The sequence below is a fragment of the Sporosarcina sp. GTC18466 genome (assembly GCF_055389225.1).
The window spans coordinates 108,684-128,587 of the sequence record NZ_AP044037.1; the positions used below are offsets into that span (position 1 = coordinate 108,684).

A 19,904-nucleotide genomic window follows, 5' to 3' on the forward strand; every position below is an offset into this window, starting at 1 on the left:
CTTTACGAATCGCAAATAAGGAAGGATGCGTTTTCTGGAACGGAAATTAAAGGTCACTTTTGTGAGTTCCGCGATTCTGCTGTCGCTAATTGGACTTGTTTTTGTCCATTCGGCCGGCTCCTACTGGGGCCAGGTGCACTACGCAGATTCGGCGCCTTTTATTGTCAAGCAAGGTATTTACATGGTTGTATCAATTGGTATTGCTTTCATGATGATGAGGAGCCCTTTGCTCTCAAAGCCGTCTTTTTGGACATTCTTCTACTACACTACTGTCATTTTGCTAGCAGCAGTGTTAATTCCTGGGATTGGCTCTGTTCGGAACGGTTCACAGAGCTGGATCGCTTTAGGGCCGGTCAGCCTTCAGCCGGCTGAGTTCGTGAAAGTGGCGCTAATCGGGAAACTGGCATGCAGTATGGAACGGATACCCGGGAAGAAAAGTGCAATTCGGCTCAGCCACTTTGGACTGATCCTCTTGCCGGGTGCGCTCATCATGATGCAACCAGACCTTGGATCAGCCGTCATAATGATCGTTTCTGCGTTCGTTATTCTGTTCATTGCCGGCTATCCGATTTCTTTCTTCGGACTGCTTGGCACGCTCGGAGTGGGGGCATTTGTCGCGCTCATCGCATCTGCGCCATATCGGCTTGACCGTATTAAGTCCTATATCGATCCGTGGAGCGATCCACTGGGGAAAGGATTTCAAGGGATCCAATCGTTGTTTGCAATAGCACCAGGCGGTCTTTTTGGGCATGGGTACGGAAATAGCAGGCAGAAGTATCTTTACTTGCCGGAGCCTCAAAATGATTTCATATTCTCGATTATTGCGGAGGAGACCGGATTTATCGGGGCGACCGTCTTGCTCGCTCTTTTTGCAGCACTCCTCGTATCCGCTTTCGGAATCGCAATCAGGACCAGGTCGTATGAGGCCTTTCTGATGACGGCCGGCATGGCGTCCATGATAACGTTCCAAACTTTCCTGAATACAGGAGTGGTCTCCGGCCTGCTGCCTGTTACAGGAGTGACATTGCCGTTTATCAGTTATGGAGGTTCTTCGCTCCTTACAACATGGATGGCGATCGGCACAATACTGCATTTTGCTTTTAATAGAAAACAAGATGGATGAGGAGGGGTGGATATGGAGAAAGTCATTGATATCCAGGAACGGATACCGTCTATGCGAAAAAAACAGCGCAGGCGGACAAACAAGAAATTCTTATTGGTCCTTGCGATATTTTGTGGCGCACTCCTTATCCTTCTCTATTTTCAATCGTCAATGAGTTCGATCGGTGAAATTCAAGTCACAGGCGCCCATTTGCACTCTCAGGATGCGTATATACAGAAAAGTGGTATCCAAGAGGGCGATTCCTTGTGGGGGTTTGAAAGCGGCGACATCGAAAAAAGGCTAATGCAGGTCGAAGGAGTGAAATCCGTGTCTGTGTCACGGAAATGGGTGAGAGACGTCACTTTCAAAGTCGAAGAATATGCGACTGTCGCCTATGTTGAAGAAAAAGGAGAGTATGCCCTGCTTCTTGATAATGGTGAAATCTTCAAAGGCGAGATGGATCGGCTGGACGTACCGATCCTGACTGGAGAGCCGGATGAAACGGTGAAAAAGCGGCTGATCAAGCAATTGGCGAAAATGGACAGGACTGTATTCCAGTTAGTATCGGAAATTATTTATACAGGTTCCGAAAAAAGTCCGGACAGCCTTGTCGTATATATGGATGATGGATATGAAGTGCATGCTGTCATTCCAACGTTCGCTGAGCAGATGGGTTACTATCCACAAATTACCGCTCAATTGAAGGGGCATGAAAAAGGTATAATCGATATGGAAGTCGGCACTTTTTTTACCCCTTTCAGTGAAGTATACGGAACTGATGGGGAAGAGGCAGGTGATACAGTTGAAAGTGAAGCAGAAGGAGAATGATGCAAACCGCAAAAGGGGGAGACATATTCTCTTTTCATTCGTTTTCCTTGTGCTCGGTTTCATTCTTGCCTTTTCCTACCGCATGCTGGGCGATATGGGAAATGAATCTTTTCATGAGTCGCCCGCAGCGGTCAAGGAGGAGCAATATCGCAATGAATTGATCGATCAGCAGGAGAGGAATAAAGAACTGACTGATGAAATCCATGAAAAGCAGAAGATGATCCGTGTGGCGGAAGAGAGCATATCCGATAAGGAGAAACACTATCAGGGCCTGGTGACAGAGGCGCAGGAACTCCGTCTGCTCCTTGGGACAGTTCCGGCCGTAGGCACTGGAGTGAGGGTTGTCTTGAAAGACGCTGATTATGATCCGGTCGAACAGAATCCAAATGATTACATTGTTCATGAATCACATATTTTGAGGGTTGTTAATGAATTATGGATCTCCGGAGCGGAAGGCCTTGCGATCAACGGCCAGCGTATCACAGCAGGTTCCTATATCAAATGCACGGGTCCTGTCATCACGGTGGACGGAAGGACATATCCAGCCCCCTTTGTCATAGAGGCGGTTGGAGATTCGGAAGTGCTCTCTTCTGCCCTGACCTTGAAAGGCGGCGTGATTGACGGGCTGAAGCGCGATAATGTTGTTGTAAGTGTAGAACCATTGAAAGATGTCAAAATGCCAGCCATCCGGGATGAGAGCTGAGGCGGATCGGAGGGGAGCCTATGAAACCATCAATCAGCTGGAAGTTTACAGCCATCCTTCTGCTGCTCGGGTTTATGGTGGCTGTTCAATACAATACGGTAAAACATCCTGAGGAACGTGATACGAGGGATATATGGGCCATCCGCCAAGAGCTGGCTGAAGAGAAGAAGACACATTCGGAGCTGCTGAAGGAAATCCGGGAATTGGATGAGACCCTGTCCGCTTATCAGACAGAAAATGACGGTAATGCGGCGAAAGCGCTTGGGACGACGGTGGACAACCTTCGAAGGCAGGCAGGCGAAACGGACTTGACCGGACCCGGCATTGTCATCGAAGTGAAGCCTTCCCCGGAAAGTATCGCATATGGAATGCCGATCACGAGCATTTCATCAGACTTGCTCATCCGCTTTGTCAATGATCTGAACCGTTTCAAAGGTCACGATCTAGAAATCGACGGAAAGCGATACACAATCCTCAGTTCAATCCGGGATATCAATGGAGAGACATCCGTGAATGGTCTGCCGATCAAAATGCCGCCATTTCAGATTAAAGTCGTCAGCGAGACGATGAAAGACAGCGAAAAGCTTTACAATTATCTTCTTGCTTCGTCTATTCAGGATGATTTCTATGTCGATAATCTGCTGCTTGAAATCGGAAAGCCGCAGAAGAAAGTCACGATCAACGGCTGGCCAGAAAAATTTAAGAACGAGTATCTTAAAGAACTGCCGAAAGGAGAATGACCATGTGGCTGCCTTTTCTAGGGCTCATACTTGGAATAGCGTTCGGACTCCTGTCGGACATACAAATCCCTCCCGTATACAGCAACTATTTGTCGATTGCGGTGCTTGCCGCGCTGGATACACTATTCGGAGGGATCCGGGCGCACTTGCAGCATATCTATGATGACAAGGTGTTCATTTCGGGTTTCTTCTTCAACATCGCCCTTGCTGCCGCGCTGGCTTTTCTCGGCGTCCATCTTGGAGTCGATCTCTATTTGGCCGCGGTATTCGCATTCGGCGTCCGTCTGTTCCAGAATATCGCTGTCATTCGAAGGATTTTGCTGGGGAAATGGACGGAATACCGGAAAGAAAATGCATCGAAAGAACAGTGATGAAAGGATTTGGGGAATGGATGGCGAAAATATTTAGACAACTGGACTATAATACAATAGAATGGAGTATAAGAGTTGTTATGGGAGGTGCCATGAATTGAGTCAGTCTACGATCTATGTTTCTCTTGATATAGGGTCTTCTTCGGTCAAAGTGCTGATCGGTGAAGTCGATGGCGGTTCCCTGCATGTCATTGGTGTCGGCAATGTCCAATCCGCTGGTATTCGGAAAGGGACAATCATTGATATTGATGCGACTGTGCAATCCATCCGGAAAGCGGTTGAGCAGGCTGAGCGGATGACTGGTATGACGGTACGGGATGTCATTCTTGGAATACCCGCCGGAGGGGTTGTCCTGCAGGATGTGAAAGGCGTGGTAGCCGTCAATTCGGAGAACCGCGAAATAACGGACGATGAGCTTGCGCGCGTCATGAAGTCGGCACAAGTGATGTCAGTGCCGCCTGAGCGTGAAATCGTCAATATCATCCCTAAGCAATTCATTGTGGATGACTATGATGAAATAACTGATCCGAGAGGAATGATCGGTGTCCGGCTGGAAATGGACGGGACATTGATCACCACATCAAAAACCCTTGTCCATAATATATTGCGATGCGTGGAAAGGGCAGGCCTCGTCATACGCGAAATATACTTGCAGCCGCTCGCATCAGGAACTTTTGCATTAACAGATGACGAGAAGAACCACGGAACCGCATTCATCGATATCGGAGGGGGATCCACGACCGTCGCTGTCTTCGGTGACAACCGGCTCATCTCCACTGCTGTCGTGCCGGTTGGAGGCGATCATATAACAAAAGATCTCTCGATCGTCTTGAAAACTCCAACCGAACAAGCCAGGAAAATCAAACATCAATTCGGACATGCATTCTATGACGATGCGTCCGATGATGAACTATTCGAAGTCCCGGTTATTGGTGTGGATACGAAAGATCAATATAGTCAAAGATACATATCCGAAATCATTGGCGTCCGCCTTGAGGAACTGTTTGATCTTGTTTTGGAGGAATTGTACAAGATGGGGATCAAAGATCTGCCGGGCGGTGTCGTTTTAACGGGCGGCACAACGAAACTGGAGGGGATCTTGCAGCTCGCAAGGCATGTGCTTAAGACGCGTGTACGCGTGTACACTCCGGAATATATCGGGGTGAGGGAGCCAATGTATGCGACAGCGGTCGGTCTTATCCGTTATGCTGATATGGAGGATACGTATTTCGGTATATCACCTGACGAACACGCTGAGCCTGTCCTGCATGAAAAAGAGCGGGTGCCTGCCGGCAAAAAGATTGCAAGTGAACGGCCGAAGGATAAAAAGGGAAGCCTCATCAGCAAAACAAAGAAATTTTTCGATGGATTTTTTGAATGAGCATGCAGATTACTTGTTTAAGAGAAACTAGGAGGAGAGACGGATGCTAGATTTTGATACGAATATTGATTCGCTCGCTGTCATAAAAGTTATTGGTGTCGGTGGTGGAGGCAACAATGCCGTCAACCGGATGATCGAGCATGGTGTACAAGGCGTTGAATTCATCGCAGTCAATACGGATGCACAGGCGCTTAAACTTTCCCACGCAGGGGTTAAATTACAGATTGGTGCAAAACTTACAAGAGGACTTGGAGCTGGTGCGAATCCTGAAGTAGGCAAAAAGGCAGCCGAAGAGAGCAAAGAGCAGATTGAAGAGGCGCTCAGAGGAGCTGACATGGTCTTCGTCACTGCTGGCATGGGCGGCGGTACTGGCACAGGTGCCGCGCCAGTCATCGCACAAGTGGCAAAAGACCTCGGTGCTCTGACGGTCGGCGTTGTCACTCGTCCATTCACTTTCGAAGGTCGCAAGCGTTCTACACAGGCGATCGGCGGAATAACGGCGATGAAGGAATCTGTTGATACGCTCATCGTCATTCCAAATGACAAACTTCTTGAGATTGTCGATAAAAACACGCCGATGCTCGAAGCGTTCCGTGAAGCGGATAACGTGCTGCGTCAAGGTGTCCAGGGCATCTCCGACTTGATCGCGACTCCTGGATTGATCAATCTGGACTTTGCTGATGTGAAGACAATCATGTCCAATAAAGGCTCTGCCCTTATGGGGATCGGCATGTCGACAGGCGAGAACCGGGCGGCCGAAGCGGCGAAAAAAGCAATTTCCAGCCCGTTGCTTGAGACATCGATAGATGGAGCGAAAGGCGTCATCATGAACATTACAGGCGGCTCAAACTTAAGCCTCTTCGAAGTGCAGGAGGCAGCCGATATTGTCGCATCCGCTTCGGACGAGGATGTTAATATGATATTCGGTTCCGTCATTAACGATGACTTGAAAGACGAAATTATCGTCACTGTCATTGCGACCGGCTTTACCGAAGAGCAATTGACCACGGCCCGCCCGAACCGCGCAGGCGGATTCGGTTCTACGCGCCAGCGTGAATCCCAGCCTGCCCAGCAACCGCGAATCAGCAGGGAGGAGCAGCAGCCTCAATACCAGCAGCAGTCTGAGCCAGTACGGCAGCCGCAATCGAATCAGCAGGAGGATGCTTTGGATATTCCAACCTTCCTTCGCAATCGTCAACGCAGATAATAGATATACTCCCGGCCCGGGAAAGACGGGCCGGGTTTTTCATTTCCTCAAAACCACCCTCAGAAGTTGTCGAACAAACAAAGAAAATAAATCCCCTTTCCGACAAACATTTCATAGACCAAGTGGTAACCTTAATTTACAAAGGAGGGTGGTCCATGTATGGCGAAATCATCATCGGCATAAACATGATTTTCAACTTTGCCGTGTTGTCTTTTGCGAATAAAGCCGGAAACATACAGGCCGCCCGCGGCAGGCTCGTCTCCGCTTCCTTTGCAGGTGCACTGCCGGTCACATTTTTCCCGCATTCGCTTCCAGGCATGATCGTCTCTTTCCTGCTGATGACGTATGTAGCATTTGGACGGGACTTTACAGCTTGGCGAAAGGCGGCTGGCATAGTGCTAGTCGGTGCATTTTTCGCAGGAGGGCTATTGACAATCTATTCTGCCCAGCAATTCAAGGTCTCTTCCCAATTATCCGTTCTGGTCTGTGCAGCTCTTGCTTTCATTTCCTTGTCCGTATTTAAAGCGAAGTGGCTGGATGTGCGTGTCGCGAAGCAGGTGGATATGCTCATTTCCCGTTCCTGTCTCCGTCTTTGGGATGTGAAGATTCCGCTGACAGTTTTCGTAGATACGGGAAATGGCTGCAAGGAGCCGATGAGCGGGTCGCCGGTACATTTCGTTTCATATCGTGCGGCAAAGGATAAGCTGCCAGAAGCCGTCTGTTCCGCTCTTGAAAAATGGGATCCCAAGAGACCTTCTGATCTCGATTCTTTTCCGGAGTACGCTCGAAAAGACATCCGTCTTATCAGGCTAAGTACTGTCCAGGGGAGCAGTTGGACAGCCGGTTTCCGTTACTCTGATTGGAGCATCGGCAATACTGGTTCGCTGCCCGACGGCTATATTGTGTTCACAAGGGAGGATAGTCGCTACCCGAACGGAGCCGAGGCTATTTTGCATGTATCTGCAATGGAATCCATACTGAAAGAAAGGGGAACTGCACATGTGGCAAAAGATGAAAAGCTGGCTGTCGATACTAACGAGCTTCTTTAGGAAAAAACAGGGGACATTTTACATCGGCGGGCATGAATCACTTCCGAAACCGCTCACCAGGGAAGAGGAGGCGAAAACCATCCGGGCATTCATGGAAGGAGATATGACGGCGCGGGACACATTGATTGAGAAAAACCTCCGCCTCGTCGTCTATATCGCCAGACGGTTCGATAATACAAATACCCATATCGAAGATTTGATCAGCATCGGGACCATCGGCCTGATCAAAGCGATCGAAACATTTAAAAGTGATAAGAACATCAAACTGGCGACATACGCTTCCCGTTGTATCGAAAATGAAATTCTCATGCATCTTCGGAAAACGAACAGAACAAAGTCGGAAATCTCCTTTGATGAACCCTTAAATTCGGATGCGGACGGTAACGAGCTTCTCCTATCTGACATTCTTGGTACTGATGAGCACATTATCATTGATGACGTCGAAAAGAAACTTGAGCGCCAGCATATGATCGAAGCGATCACTCTCCTTGATGAACGAGAACGATACATTATGGAATGCCGCTTTGGGCTCACGGGACAGATGGAGATGACACAGAAGGAAGTAGCTGAACTTCTTGGCATTTCCCAATCTTATATTTCCCGCTTAGAAAAGAAAATAATTTCCGATTTACGTGACCGTCTGAACCACCCGGTAAGCTGATGGTTTAAATTGGCGCACTCCAAATCGCATATTCCGCAAAGTGGAGGACAGACTATTTTCTACAGTCATCTACAGAAAGCGGAGGAAAAGCGAATGATGCGTACAAGAGTGGAAATTTGCGGTATCGATACGTCCAATTTGCCATTACTGACGAACGAAGAGATGAAAGCCACATTTATTCGGCTTCAAAGCGGTGACGAGTCAGCGAGAGAGGAACTCGTGATCAGCAATTTGCGTCTTGTGCTTAGCCTGGTCCAACGGTTCGCATATCGCGGAGAACAGGCGGATGACCTGTTTCAAGTCGGCTGCATAGGATTGCTGAAATCCATCGATAACTTTGATTTGAAACATAACGTCCGGTTCTCGACATATGCGGTCCCTATGATCATCGGGGAAATTAAACGGCATTTGCGAGACCACCATTCCATTAGGGTTTCCAGATCGCTGCGAGATATAGCATATAAAGCGATCAAAGCAAAAGAGGAATATATCAATGAACATCAAAGGGAGCCGAAAATCTCCGATTTGGCAGAGGTGACCGGGATCCCGGAAGATGATATCCTGTTCGCACTCGACGCCATCCAAGATCCAATGTCATTGCATGAGCCGATGAACAGTGACGGCGGCGATCCTGTATTCATCATGGATCAGCTGCAGGATAAAACAGTATCGGAAGAGCGTTGGCTCACTTATGTAGCCGTCAAGGAAACGGTGGCAGGCATGAGTGAACGGCAGCAGCTGATCCTCTCCAAACGGTTTTATCTTGGACAGACACAGACGGAAATTGCAAAAGAACTTGGCATTTCCCAAGCGCAGATTTCGCGGCTTGAGAAAAATGCCATGAACATTATACGTGAAGGCATGGAAAACAAGTAATAGATGAAACGCAATGCATCCGCATTGCGTTTTTTTGGGTTCGCTCCGCATATCGTGTAAAAAGGGGGAGAGCCTGTGAAATTTACGGAAATGCAGAAAAAGGAAGTGATCGAAGTGAAGAAAGGTTCGGTCCTTGGATACGTACAGGATGCCACCATCGACATTAAACAAGGTAAAATCGATTCCCTTCTTGTAGGGGGCGGAGAACGATCTTTCTTTTTTGAACCGAAGGAGAGCGACTTACGGCAAATCAAATACCCTGATGTCGTGACAATCGGCAAAGATATCATATTAGTCGGAAAGAAAACCTTGGAAAACGGATGACAAACCGTTGATATGTCTGGTCTGGCTTGATACAATAAGGCAAAGTAGATGAAAAGTAGTGATGATCTTGAGTACAGTAATGCAAAATATCAGTAAGATAGAAGAAGAGATCCAGCAGGCATGTGAACGCTCGGGACGCAGCCGGGAAGACATCACCATTGTCGCGGTTACGAAGCAGGTCACTCCTCGCAGGGCGAGAGAAGTGCTCGAAGCTGGGATACTCGACCTGGGAGAGAACCGCCTGGAAGGATTGGCTGATAAACAGGAAGCGATTCACGAAGGCGCGACGTGGCATTTCATCGGCAATGTTCAAAGCAGAAAAGTGAAAGACCTGATGGGCAAGGTGGATTATCTTCATTCTCTTGACAGGATCAGCCTTGCGAAAGAAATCCAAAAGCGGGCGACAGAAACGCTTGATTGTTTTCTCCAGGTAAATGTCTCTGGAGAAGAAACCAAATCGGGCATTTCTTCGTCAGAGCTTGAGAGCTTCCTTGCCGAGCTTGAAGCGTACGATAAAATCCGTGTTGTCGGCTTAATGACGATGGCACCGTTCTCTGAGGATGAAGAAATGATCCGCAATGTCTTCCGTTCCTTGCGCAGAGAAAGGGACCGGGTTGCGGAAAGAGGCCTTGCGCATGCGCCATGTACATACCTTTCCATGGGCATGTCCAATGATTATGTAATCGCAGTTGAAGAGGGAGCGACCCATATTAGAATTGGTACCGCCTTGGTCGGGACGGAAAGCGAGGGATAACGATGAGCATGAAGAGACGATTCGAAAAATGGTTCTACTTGGATGACGAAGAAGAGTTTGAGCAGGAACAGCCTGTGCAACAAATACAGCAGCCAATCCCGGAACCTCCACGTAAAACTGCCAATATACGAAAGCAATCGGAGATGCAGCAGCAGCCCGGCACCGTCGTCAGCCTTCAGAGCATCCAGAAATCCTCAAAGGTCATCTTGGTTGAACCCAGGGTATACGCTGAGGCGCAAGATATTTCAGAGCAGCTGAAAAATAAGAGGGCCGTAGTAGTTAATCTTCAAAGGATTGAACGTGATCAAGGCGTGCGCATCGTCGATTTCTTAAGTGGAACCGTCTATGCCCTTGGCGGCGATATTCAGCGAATCGGAACAGATATTTTCCTCTGTGTCCCCGAAAATGTTGAAGTGGCCGGTTCCATCTCCGACTATTTTGAACGATAGAAATCAAATGAGGTGTTCACATTAATATGCTCGCAGCCATAACCGTGATTGCTGGATTGTTGATGAGAGCCGTCCAGCTTTATTCCATACTTCTCATCATCTATATTTTGATGTCGTGGGTGCCTTCCACAAGAGAGACGAGGTTCGGCAGATTGTTAGGTGCCATTTCGGAACCTTATTTAGGTTTCTTCAGGCGTTTCATACCGCCGTTCGGCATGATTGATTTTTCGCCGATTGTCGCTCTGCTTGTCTTGAATTACTTGGTGCCGCGCGGAATTTATGCTGTTTATCAGCTGATCTACACCTCACTTGTGTGAGGTGTTTTTACATAGGGAAAGGAGGAGAGGTCTTTTGGAGTCGATTGTACAGCACTTTAGGAAGGACGAGCAGCCATTCATCGAAATGGCGGCCGGATGGGTCCGGGAAGTGGAGGATACCTATTCTCCAAAGCTTACCGGCTTCCTTGATCCGCGTCAGCGTTACATTACAGAAACGCTCATGAAAGGGGCAGGACTCCAATTTACAGCGAGTGGCGGTTTCCAAGACGCAGAGCGCCAGCGTATTCTGCTATATCCGGATTACTATGAACCGCAAATGGAGGATTTTGCCGTAACTATTTTTGAGATAGAGTATCCTTCGAGGTTTGTCACACTTGAGCACCGTGATATTCTTGGCGCATTGATGTCGCTTGGTATAGACCGATCGAAATTCGGTGACATCCGGGTTGACGGGGATCGCATTCAAATGACGGTGGCCAATGAGCTGCGTGACTATATGACAGCTAATTTCACCCAGGCAGGCAAGACGAGGATCCGGCTTGAACAGACAAACAACCTGCTTCCTATGACAGAAGTTTGGACGGAGCAGACCTATATCATCAGTTCGCTGCGGCTGGATACGGTCGTCGCGGCATTATTGAAATGCCCTCGGCAAAAAGCGGCAGCCCTAATTCATGGAGAGAAAGTGAAAGTCAACTGGACACTGCGTGAACAGACGGCTTTTGAAGTTAATGAATCCGATATGATTTCCATTCGGGGGGCAGGACGCTTCAAAGTGATCGCAATCGAAGGAAGGACAAAAAAAGACAAAATCCGGCTCTTAATCGGTTCGTTAGAATGATTTTTCTGATAATCCATTAAAAAACTGCTGATTTCTTGTCTCCTAATATGTATAATAGAAAGGACTACCTGAAAGGGGCGGACGATTCATGGCATTATCTCCACTTGACATACATAACAAAGAGTTCAGCCGCGGCTTCCGCGGTTATGATGAAGATGAAGTGAATGAGTTTCTTGAGCAGATCATGAAAGATTATGAGAATGTGCTCGAGGAAAATAAAAAACTGAAAAACAGCCTGAAAGAAACAAAGGAGCAGATCTCCCATTTTACGTCCATTGAGGAGACATTGCAGAAATCCATCCTTGTCGCTCAGGAAGCGGCGGAGGATGTACGGCGCAATTCAGCACAAGAGTCAAAACTGATTATTAAAGAAGCGGAAAAGAACGCAGACCGCATCGTCAACGAAGCGCTTTCCCGGGCACGCCGGATCGCTCTTGAAATCGAGGATTTGAAAAAACAGTCAAAAGTATTCCGCAACCGGTTCAGGATGCTGATCGAAGCGCAGCTGGATATGATCAAATCCGATGATTGGGATGGTCTGATGCAATACGTCCCTGATACGGATGGGCTTGAAGCTGCCGCAGACCGTGAATGAGAGAAGCTTGACTTTTCTTTTCATTCCCACCTATAATAATGATCATATTGAATGACAGGCATTGAAAGAGAGAGTACTTTCCGAAAACACGCCTAGCGAGCCGGGGATGGTGAAAGCCCGGTCAGTGTAGCGGAAACGAAAATCACTCTGGAGCCGGATCGGTGAAAACCGGTCCCGGATACACCCCGTTATGGTGACTGAGAGGCGGCTTTGTAAAAAGTCGCAACTAGGGTGGTAACGCGAGAACAATTCCTCGTCCCTTTATTAGGGACGGGGATTTTTTATTTTAAGGAGGAATATCGGATGGATTACAAAGAAACATTGCTCATGCCGAAAACTGACTTCCCGATGCGCGGGAATTTGCCGAATAAGGAACCGGACATGCAGAAGAAGTGGGAAGAGATGGAGATTTACAAGAAGGTCCAAGAGCGGACGGAAGGACGCCCGTTTTTCATCTTGCATGACGGCCCGCCGTATGCGAACGGTGACCTGCATATGGGTCATGCGCTGAATAAGGTGCTGAAAGATATGATCGTCCGCTACAAGTCCATGACCGGCTTCAATGCACCATACGTTCCCGGTTGGGATACGCACGGCCTTCCGATTGAGCAGGCGCTTGTGAACAAAGGCGTCAACCGGAAAGAGCTGTCCATCGCCGAGTTCCGGAAGATGTGCGAGGAATATGCATATAGCCAGATTGATAATCAGCGTAAAGAGTTCAAGCGGCTTGGCGTGCGGGGAGATTGGGAAAATCCATATATCACTCTGAAGCCAGCTTTTGAATCCCGTCAAATCGAAGTGTTCGGTGAAATGGCGAAAAAGGGCTATATCTATAAAGGTCTCAAGCCTGTCTACTGGTCGCCATCAAGTGAATCTGCTCTGGCTGAAGCGGAAATTGAATACAAAGATAAGAAATCGCCTTCCATCTATGTTGCATTCCGGGTGAAGGACGGGAAAGGTGTGATCGGTGAAGATGTGAAAATCGTCATCTGGACGACAACGCCTTGGACGATTCCAGCGAACCTCGGAATTTCAGTGCATCCAGATTTCGTGTATTCTGTCGTGGAAGTGGACGGCCAGAAGTATTTGATGGCAAAAGAGCTTGTGGAGTCGGTCGCTAAGGAAGTAGGCTGGGAATCGTATAAGACAATCGAGGAGATCAAAGGCACAGACCTTGACCGTGTCATTGCAAAACATCCGATTTACGATCGTGATTCCCTAGTGATGCTCGGAGAACATGTCACTGCTGAAGCGGGTACGGGATGCGTCCATACAGCTCCAGGCCACGGGGAAGATGATTTCTATGTATCCAAACAATATGGCATCGATGCCTTCTCACCAATTGATGATCGCGGTGTCATGACAAGCGAAGCTCCTGGTTTTGAGGGACTCTTCTATGAGGATGCGAATAAGGAAGTGACGAAACAGCTGGAAGAAGCCGGTGCACTTCTGAACCTATCATTCATCACTCACTCGTATCCGCATGACTGGCGCACAAAGAAACCCGTCATCTTCCGTGCGACCGCCCAATGGTTCGCTTCTATCGAATCATTCCGAGGCGAACTGCTGGAAGCGATCAGGGGCACGAAGTTCACTCCGGAGTGGGGCGAAACAAGACTGTTCAACATGGTGCGCGACCGGGGCGACTGGTGCATTTCCCGCCAGCGGGTCTGGGGCGTTCCGATTCCTGTCTTTTATGCAGAAAATGGGCAGGAAATCATCACAGATGAGACGATCGATCATGTTTCCAATCTTTTCCGCGAACATGGGTCGAATATCTGGTTTGAGCGCGACGCAAAGGATCTCCTGCCAGAAGGGTTCTTGCACGAAGGCAGCCCGAACGGCAGGTTCACGAAAGAAACCGATATTATGGATGTCTGGTTCGATTCAGGTTCAACACATCAAGGAGTGCTCGTGGAGCGTGATGATCTCGCTTATCCGGCAGACCTGTATCTTGAAGGATCCGACCAGTACCGCGGCTGGTTCAACTCTTCATTGACAACGAGCGTTGCAATCAGCGGGCACGCGCCGTACAAAGGGATCCTCAGCCACGGCTTCACCCTTGACGGCGAAGGGCGCAAGATGAGTAAATCCCTTGGCAATACGATTGTCCCTGCGAAAGTCATGAATCAGCTTGGCGCGGATATTCTGCGTCTATGGGTTTCTTCTGTCGACTATACGGCTGACGTGCGCGTCTCGGACTCGAACTTCAAGCAAGTGTCGGAAGTATACCGGAAAATCAGGAATACACTCCGCTTCCTGCATGGCAACACATCGGACTTCAATCCTTCGAAAGATCGTGTTCCATTCGAAGAGTTGCGTCCAGTCGATCAATATGTGCTTGTATCCCTTCAGGAGTTGATCAAGGAAGTCCGCAACTCGTATGAAACATATCATTTCATGGATGTGTACCATGCGGTCAATAACTTCTGTACGAATGAGCTAAGCTCGTTCTATCTCGACATTGCGAAAGACGTCGTTTATATCGAAGGGCAAGATAACCCGCATCGCCGGGCAATGCAGACGGTCATGTACGACTCGCTGATCACCCTGCTGAAATTGCTGTCGCCAATCCTTGCGCATACAGCTGACGAAATGTGGGGCTATCTAGAACATGAAGAGGAAGAGAGCGTCCAATTGACGGATATGCCTGTGTACGAGGAGTACCGCGGCTCAAAAGAGATCCAAGAACGCTTCAAAACACTTATGCGTGTCCGTGATGACGTGCTCAAGGCACTTGAGGAAGCACGGAATGCGAAGACAATCGGAAAATCGCTTGAGGCGAAAGTGACTGTCGCGTTGCCGGAGAGCATGAAAGATGTCTTTGCCAGCGATGACATCGATTATGCCCAGTTCTTCATCGTTTCCGAGTTTGAGGAGAAAGAAGAATCCGCAATGCCGGAAGAAGCCGTAAAGCTTGATGTGGCGACTGTACACGTAGAGCCTGCGCAAGGAGAAAAGTGTGAGCGCTGCTGGACAATTTCCACGTCTGTCGGCACAGATGAGAACCATCCGTTGCTCTGTGCCCGATGTGCAGATGTTGTTACGACTTACTATAGCAACTGATGAGGAGCCGCCCAATCCGTTATGGAGATGGGCGGCCTTTTTTCGAAGTGAGAAAACGGCAATGCCAAATTTCCACGCCGCCCTTCGTTTATGGTAAAATGAATCAGAAACTGTCGGACGGGGGTTTATGGATTGATCATTTATTATGCAATCGCGGCCTTGGTCATCGCACTTGACCAATGGACGAAATGGCTTGTCGTGCAGCATATGGAAATAGGCCAGCGCATCCCGGTGCTGGATCCGTATATAGCGCTGCTGTCCCACCGAAATAAAGGGGCGGCATGGGGGATGCTAGAAGGGCAGATGTGGCTGTTTTATATCGTGACCCTCCTTGTCGTTGCCGGCATACTTTATTTCTTCCACAAAGAAGCGAACGGGAGCCGTCTGTTCCGTGTCAGCCTGATGTTCCTCCTCGGAGGGGCGGTAGGGAATTTCATTGACCGGATTTGGCGCAAGGAAGTTGTCGATTTTGTCGATGTTCTGATTCCGGTCGTCAAATATGATTTCCCGATTTTCAATGTGGCGGATGCCGCACTGACCGTCGGTGTTGTGCTCATTGTAATCACTGTCATCATCGAAGAACAAAAGAACAAGAAGAAAAAGGTGTCTTAATGGAACAATTCGAATTTACTGTTACAGACCAGCAGGCCGGGACGCGGATCGATAAAATGCTTCCGGAGCTCCATGCTGACTGGTCACGCACTCAAATTCAGCAGTGGCTGAAGGAAGGCGTAGTCAAAGTCAATGGAGCGGCGGTCAAACCGAATGCCAAACTAAAGGAAGGCGATCTTATCGAAGTCGAGGTGCCTGATCCTGAAGAGCTGGATATCGTGGCGGAAGACCTGGGCCTTGATATCGTCTATGAGGACAGTGACGTCCTTGTTGTCAATAAACCGAGCGGCATGGTCGTCCATCCAGCTCCTGGCCATTTATCCGGCACACTCGTCAACGGGCTCATGTTCCATTGCAATGACCTGTCGGGCATCAATGGTGTCATGCGTCCGGGCATCGTGCATCGTATCGATAAGGACACATCCGGACTTCTGATGGTCGCAAAAAATGATAAAGCGCATGTTTCGCTCGTCGATCAGCTTGTCGAGAAGTCGGTGACACGTGTCTATACGGCTCTTGTCCACGGCAATATCCCTCATGACAACGGAACAATCGATGCGCCGATCGGACGGGATCAGAGGGACCGGCAAAGCATGACGATCGTTGATAACGGCAAGCATGCGGTCACCCATTTCAAGGTGCTTGAGCGCTTCGGCGACTTTACACTCATCGAATGCAGGTTAGAGACAGGCCGTACCCATCAGATCCGTGTCCATATGAAATATATCGGATATCCGCTGGCGGGGGACCCGAAATACGGTCCGAAGAAGACGATCGAGTTTGATGGCCAGGTGCTGCATGCGGGTACACTGGGCTTTGTCCACCCGTCTACCGGAGAGTATATGGAGTTCAAGGCACCGCTTCCTGAAAATTATGAGGACCTCATCGAACAATTGCGGAAAGAAAATCGTTGACTTCCGGTTAAAATCGAAGTATACTCATTTCAGCAAATGAATAGCGATACCTTTAAAGTCAGTCCAGAGAGGCTGGGAAGGTTGCCCGGAATTGTACAAAGGATCCGCTACGGCGGAATCCATCTGTACGCTTATTTTCTGAATGCAAAACCTCCTTGCCATATATTGGGCAGGGAGGTTTTTTATTATGAATCGGAGGGATCTGCATGGCTGAAAAAGCGAATATCCTTGATGAGCAGGCGATCACGAGAGCTGTGACCCGCATTGCCCATGAAATCATTGAACGGAATAAAGGGATTGACGATTGCATTCTCGTCGGCATCAAAACAAGGGGTGCGGTGCTCGCTAAACGGCTGATGGCGAAAATTGAACAGATCGAAGGGAAGCCAATCCTTGCAGGGGAGCTTGATATAACGCTTTACCGCGATGATCTACAGCTGCGTCATGAAGATGCTGAGCCGAAAGTCCACCAAGTCGATATTAAACACGACGTGAACAACCGTAAAGTCATCCTGGTCGATGATGTCCTTTATACCGGCAGGACGGTCAGGGCTGCGATGGACGCGGTGATGGATCTCGGCAGGCCATCTGCTATCCAGCTGGCTGTCCTTGTCGACCGGGGACACCGAGAATTGCCAATACGCCCCGACTTTGTCGGAAAGAACATTCCCACTTCAAGTGACGAACGTGTCGTTGTTGAACTGGCTGAAGAAGACGGGACGAACGGCGTCACCATCCACGAAAAATAAACAATAGCGGGGGTACTAGGGAAATGAGCGACAAAGTATTGGATGTACATGAAAGACCGGCAGCCCCCAAATGGCTGATCCTGAGTCTGCAGCATATGTTCGCGATGTTCGGTGCGACAATCCTCGTGCCGACGCTGGTGGATCTAAGCCCAGCCATCGCCCTATTGACGAGCGGGATTGCGACGATTGTCTTTGTCCTCGTCACAGGCGGGAAAGTGCCGGCCTACCTCGGTTCTTCATTCGCCTTCATCGCACCGATTCTCGCGGCGACGAAAGCGGAGGGGATCGGAAGCGCAATGATCGGAAGTTTGTTCGTTTCCCTCGTCTATGCGCTCGTCTCACTTGTCATCTGGAAAACGGGATACAAGTGGATTATGAAACTGCTGCCGCCGGTCGTTGTCGGCCCGGTCATCATGGTGATCGGTCTTGGGGTAGCACCGGTAGCGGTCGAGATGGCCAGCATGATTGATGTGGATGGCGAGAAAGTCTACAGCCTTCTGCACTTCTCAGCAGCTATTGTCACTTTGCTTACAGCAATCATCTGCCTGATGTTTTTCCGGGGGGTGATCAGTCTGATGCCGGTGCTGATCGGAATTGTTGTCGGTTACCTTTACTCCTGGTGGATCGGCATCATCGATTTTACACCGATCCGGGAAGCTTCCTTCATCGAGGTTCCGAAGTTCCTCATACCAGGCGTTGATTATGACTTTGTCGTCACACCGACGCTGATTGCGATCATGGTGCCGATCTCGATTGTCACCATTTCCGAGCATATCGGCCATCAGCTTGTTCTTGGCAAAGTGGTAGAACGGAATTTCATCAAAGAACCGGGCCTGCATCGCTCCCTCTTGGGAGATGGGCTAGGGACACTCATCAGCGGATTGCTGGGCGGACCGCCGAAAACGACATACGGTGAAAATATCGGTGTTATGGCGATCACGAGAGTGTACAGTGTGTGCGTTATTATTGGAGCAGCCGTGTTCGCAATCCTCTTCTCGTTTCTAGGGCAGGTGATGGCGGCCATCACGACGATACCGACGGCAGTGCTAGGCGGTGTTTCCATCCTGCTGTTCGGAATCATAGCTTCATCAGGACTGCGGATGCTGGTCGACCATAAAGTCGATTTTGGCGAACAGCGAAATCTCGTCATCACATCGATCATTCTGGTGATTGGTGTTGGCGGGGCATCGGTACACATCAGTGAGACATTCCAGGTCGGCGGAATGGCGCTCGCGGCTATTGTCGGCGTCGTCCTCAATCTCGTGCTGCCTGGAAAGAAAGATGAAACATTGATGGACGAAACTGAATGAGCAAGACCTTTTAAAATTTGTCCTGTGAGACAAGGAAAGGTTCGCTGGATAGTTCCGGTCTTCCCGAGGGAAAGCCGTGGCACTGTCTGTTTCAACGAGCCTTTCCGCCAGCGGAAAGGCTTTTTCAATCTTACAAAATGAGAGGGGTAACTGATATGGTACAACTAGTTACAAAGAAACCAGTTTATAAAAGCGCGGCTTATTCCGGATGCAAAACGGTGAAACATGTCGTGTCAATGAAGGACTTGAGCAATGAGGAGATCATGGCGATCATTGACCGGGCGGCTTATTTCAAGGCGAACGGCATTGACAAGACGCAAATCGGCTGCACGGTCAGCAATCTGTTCTTTGAACCGAGCACACGGACCAGCATGAGCTTTGAAATGGCTGAACGCAAACTTGGAATCGATGTACTTCCATTCGACCCCGGCTCATCCAGCGTGCTTAAAGGAGAAACACTGTATGACACCGTCCGGACCCTAGAGGCAATCGGCGTGGACGCCCTGATCGTGCGCCATCCCCAGGACGGTTACTACAACGATTTGATCGGCAAGACGAATGTCTCCATCATTAACGGAGGAGACGGTTCAGGACAGCATCCTACGCAATCCTTGCTCGACCTGTTCACGATCAAGGAGGAGTTTGGAGCGTTTGAAGGGCTGAATATCTTGATAGCCGGAGATATCTCGCATAGCCGTGTCGCCCGCTCGAACGCCGATGCGTTAAAGAAATTGGGCGCGAACGTCACATTCCTATGCCCGCCTGAATGGTCAGGTGAATTTGAAAGTGTATCCGACTGGGATGATGTGATCGAATCAAGCGACGTTGTCATGCTGCTTCGTGTCCAGCATGAACGTCATGATGAGGAGGCGTCTTTCACGAAAGAGGAATATCTACGGCAGTACGGACTGACGGAAGAACGCGAGAAGCGGATGAAAGATCATGCGATTGTCATGCACCCGGCACCGGTCAACCGCGATGTGGAAATTGCAAGTTCTCTCGTAGAGTGTGAAAGATCCCGCATATTCAAGCAAATGGAAAACGGCGTATATATCCGCGCAGCGATTCTCGACATCATCTTAGGAGGACGATAA

Annotated in this window: 22 protein-coding genes and 1 other annotated feature; all 22 genes read left to right on the plus strand. The window is 49.1% G+C overall.

Features of this window, described 5'->3' with window-relative positions; genetic code table 11:
* Positions 1 to 25 precede the first annotated feature (25 nt).
* The 22 genes from ftsW (at position 26) to ACZ5FK_RS00625 (ending at position 19,904) form a co-directional block, all read left to right on the plus strand.
* Complete coding sequence (gene ftsW / locus ACZ5FK_RS00520) at positions 26 to 1,123, plus strand: putative lipid II flippase FtsW (RefSeq protein ID WP_464805974.1); 1,098 nt, start codon at positions 26 to 28, stop codon at positions 1,121 to 1,123.
* 12 nt (positions 1,124 to 1,135) lie between these two features.
* A complete protein-coding gene (locus tag ACZ5FK_RS00525; RefSeq protein WP_464805975.1) occupies positions 1,136 to 1,930 on the plus strand; it encodes a cell division protein FtsQ/DivIB in 795 nt (264 codons plus the stop codon).
* The gene (locus ACZ5FK_RS00530) at positions 1,896 to 2,633 is read left to right on the plus strand and encodes a DUF881 domain-containing protein (protein ID WP_464805976.1); all 738 of its coding nucleotides are present in this window, start codon (positions 1,896 to 1,898) and stop codon (positions 2,631 to 2,633) included. Before ACZ5FK_RS00525 ends, ACZ5FK_RS00530 begins: the two co-directional genes overlap by 35 nt.
* A 20-nt stretch (positions 2,634 to 2,653) precedes the next feature.
* On the plus strand, positions 2,654 to 3,373 hold the full coding sequence (locus ACZ5FK_RS00535) for a DUF881 domain-containing protein (RefSeq protein WP_464805977.1): 720 nt from the start codon (positions 2,654 to 2,656) through the stop codon (positions 3,371 to 3,373).
* A 2-nt stretch (positions 3,374 to 3,375) separates the two neighbouring features.
* Positions 3,376 to 3,744, plus strand: coding sequence for a small basic family protein (locus tag ACZ5FK_RS00540; protein ID WP_464807463.1), 369 nt, complete (start codon positions 3,376 to 3,378; stop codon positions 3,742 to 3,744).
* A gap of 97 nt (positions 3,745 to 3,841) precedes the next feature.
* Positions 3,842 to 5,125 (plus strand): cell division protein FtsA, encoded by a 1,284-nt coding sequence (gene ftsA / locus ACZ5FK_RS00545; RefSeq protein ID WP_464805978.1) that lies wholly within the window; start codon positions 3,842 to 3,844, stop codon positions 5,123 to 5,125.
* A 43-nt stretch (positions 5,126 to 5,168) separates the two neighbouring features.
* Positions 5,169 to 6,332, plus strand: coding sequence for a cell division protein FtsZ (gene ftsZ, locus ACZ5FK_RS00550; RefSeq protein WP_464805979.1), 1,164 nt, complete (start codon positions 5,169 to 5,171; stop codon positions 6,330 to 6,332).
* A gap of 155 nt (positions 6,333 to 6,487) precedes the next feature.
* On the plus strand, positions 6,488 to 7,381 hold the full coding sequence (locus tag ACZ5FK_RS00555) for a sigma-E processing peptidase SpoIIGA (protein WP_464805980.1): 894 nt from the start codon (positions 6,488 to 6,490) through the stop codon (positions 7,379 to 7,381).
* The gene (sigE, locus tag ACZ5FK_RS00560; protein ID WP_464805981.1) at positions 7,332 to 8,042 is read left to right on the plus strand and encodes an RNA polymerase sporulation sigma factor SigE; all 711 of its coding nucleotides are present in this window, start codon (positions 7,332 to 7,334) and stop codon (positions 8,040 to 8,042) included. Before ACZ5FK_RS00555 ends, sigE begins: the two co-directional genes overlap by 50 nt.
* Before the next feature lie 96 nt (positions 8,043 to 8,138).
* Positions 8,139 to 8,918 carry an RNA polymerase sporulation sigma factor SigG gene (gene sigG, locus ACZ5FK_RS00565; RefSeq protein ID WP_464807464.1) on the plus strand — a complete coding sequence of 260 codons (780 nt, stop codon included), beginning with the start codon at positions 8,139 to 8,141 and terminating at the stop codon, positions 8,916 to 8,918.
* 75 nt (positions 8,919 to 8,993) lie between these two features.
* Positions 8,994 to 9,242, plus strand: coding sequence for a PRC-barrel domain-containing protein (locus ACZ5FK_RS00570; RefSeq protein WP_464805982.1), 249 nt, complete (start codon positions 8,994 to 8,996; stop codon positions 9,240 to 9,242).
* 61 nt (positions 9,243 to 9,303) lie between these two features.
* The gene (locus tag ACZ5FK_RS00575) at positions 9,304 to 9,996 is read left to right on the plus strand and encodes a YggS family pyridoxal phosphate-dependent enzyme (RefSeq protein ID WP_464805983.1); all 693 of its coding nucleotides are present in this window, start codon (positions 9,304 to 9,306) and stop codon (positions 9,994 to 9,996) included.
* Positions 9,997 to 9,998: 2 nt separating this feature from the next.
* Positions 9,999 to 10,445 (plus strand): cell division protein SepF, encoded by a 447-nt coding sequence (locus ACZ5FK_RS00580; RefSeq protein ID WP_464805984.1) that lies wholly within the window; start codon positions 9,999 to 10,001, stop codon positions 10,443 to 10,445.
* A 26-nt stretch (positions 10,446 to 10,471) separates the two neighbouring features.
* The gene (locus ACZ5FK_RS00585; RefSeq protein WP_464805985.1) at positions 10,472 to 10,762 is read left to right on the plus strand and encodes a YggT family protein; all 291 of its coding nucleotides are present in this window, start codon (positions 10,472 to 10,474) and stop codon (positions 10,760 to 10,762) included.
* Between the two features lie 34 nt (positions 10,763 to 10,796).
* Entirely contained in the window at positions 10,797 to 11,564 is a 768-nt protein-coding gene (locus ACZ5FK_RS00590; RefSeq protein ID WP_464805986.1) for a YlmH family RNA-binding protein, read from the plus strand.
* 88 nt (positions 11,565 to 11,652) lie between these two features.
* Complete coding sequence (locus ACZ5FK_RS00595) at positions 11,653 to 12,159, plus strand: DivIVA domain-containing protein (protein WP_464805987.1); 507 nt, start codon at positions 11,653 to 11,655, stop codon at positions 12,157 to 12,159.
* Between the two features lie 52 nt (positions 12,160 to 12,211).
* Positions 12,212 to 12,423, plus strand: a binding site (T-box leader).
* Positions 12,424 to 12,462: 39 nt separating this feature from the next.
* Positions 12,463 to 15,225, plus strand: a complete 2,763-nt coding sequence (ileS, locus tag ACZ5FK_RS00600; protein ID WP_464805988.1) for an isoleucine--tRNA ligase — start codon at positions 12,463 to 12,465, stop codon at positions 15,223 to 15,225.
* 132 nt (positions 15,226 to 15,357) lie between these two features.
* Positions 15,358 to 15,837, plus strand: coding sequence for a signal peptidase II (lspA, locus tag ACZ5FK_RS00605; protein WP_464805989.1), 480 nt, complete (start codon positions 15,358 to 15,360; stop codon positions 15,835 to 15,837).
* Positions 15,837 to 16,751 carry an RluA family pseudouridine synthase gene (locus ACZ5FK_RS00610; protein WP_464805990.1) on the plus strand — a complete coding sequence of 305 codons (915 nt, stop codon included), beginning with the start codon at positions 15,837 to 15,839 and terminating at the stop codon, positions 16,749 to 16,751. The genes lspA and ACZ5FK_RS00610 overlap by 1 nt, the downstream gene beginning before the upstream one ends.
* 206 nt (positions 16,752 to 16,957) lie before the next feature.
* Positions 16,958 to 17,500 (plus strand): bifunctional pyr operon transcriptional regulator/uracil phosphoribosyltransferase PyrR, encoded by a 543-nt coding sequence (gene pyrR, locus ACZ5FK_RS00615; protein WP_464805991.1) that lies wholly within the window; start codon positions 16,958 to 16,960, stop codon positions 17,498 to 17,500.
* Between the two features lie 23 nt (positions 17,501 to 17,523).
* Positions 17,524 to 18,810: a uracil-xanthine permease family protein gene (locus ACZ5FK_RS00620; RefSeq protein WP_464805992.1), complete on the plus strand. Its 1,287-nt coding sequence runs from the start codon at positions 17,524 to 17,526 to the stop codon at positions 18,808 to 18,810.
* 218 nt (positions 18,811 to 19,028) lie between these two features.
* Entirely contained in the window at positions 19,029 to 19,904 is an 876-nt protein-coding gene (locus ACZ5FK_RS00625; protein ID WP_464807320.1) for an aspartate carbamoyltransferase catalytic subunit, read from the plus strand.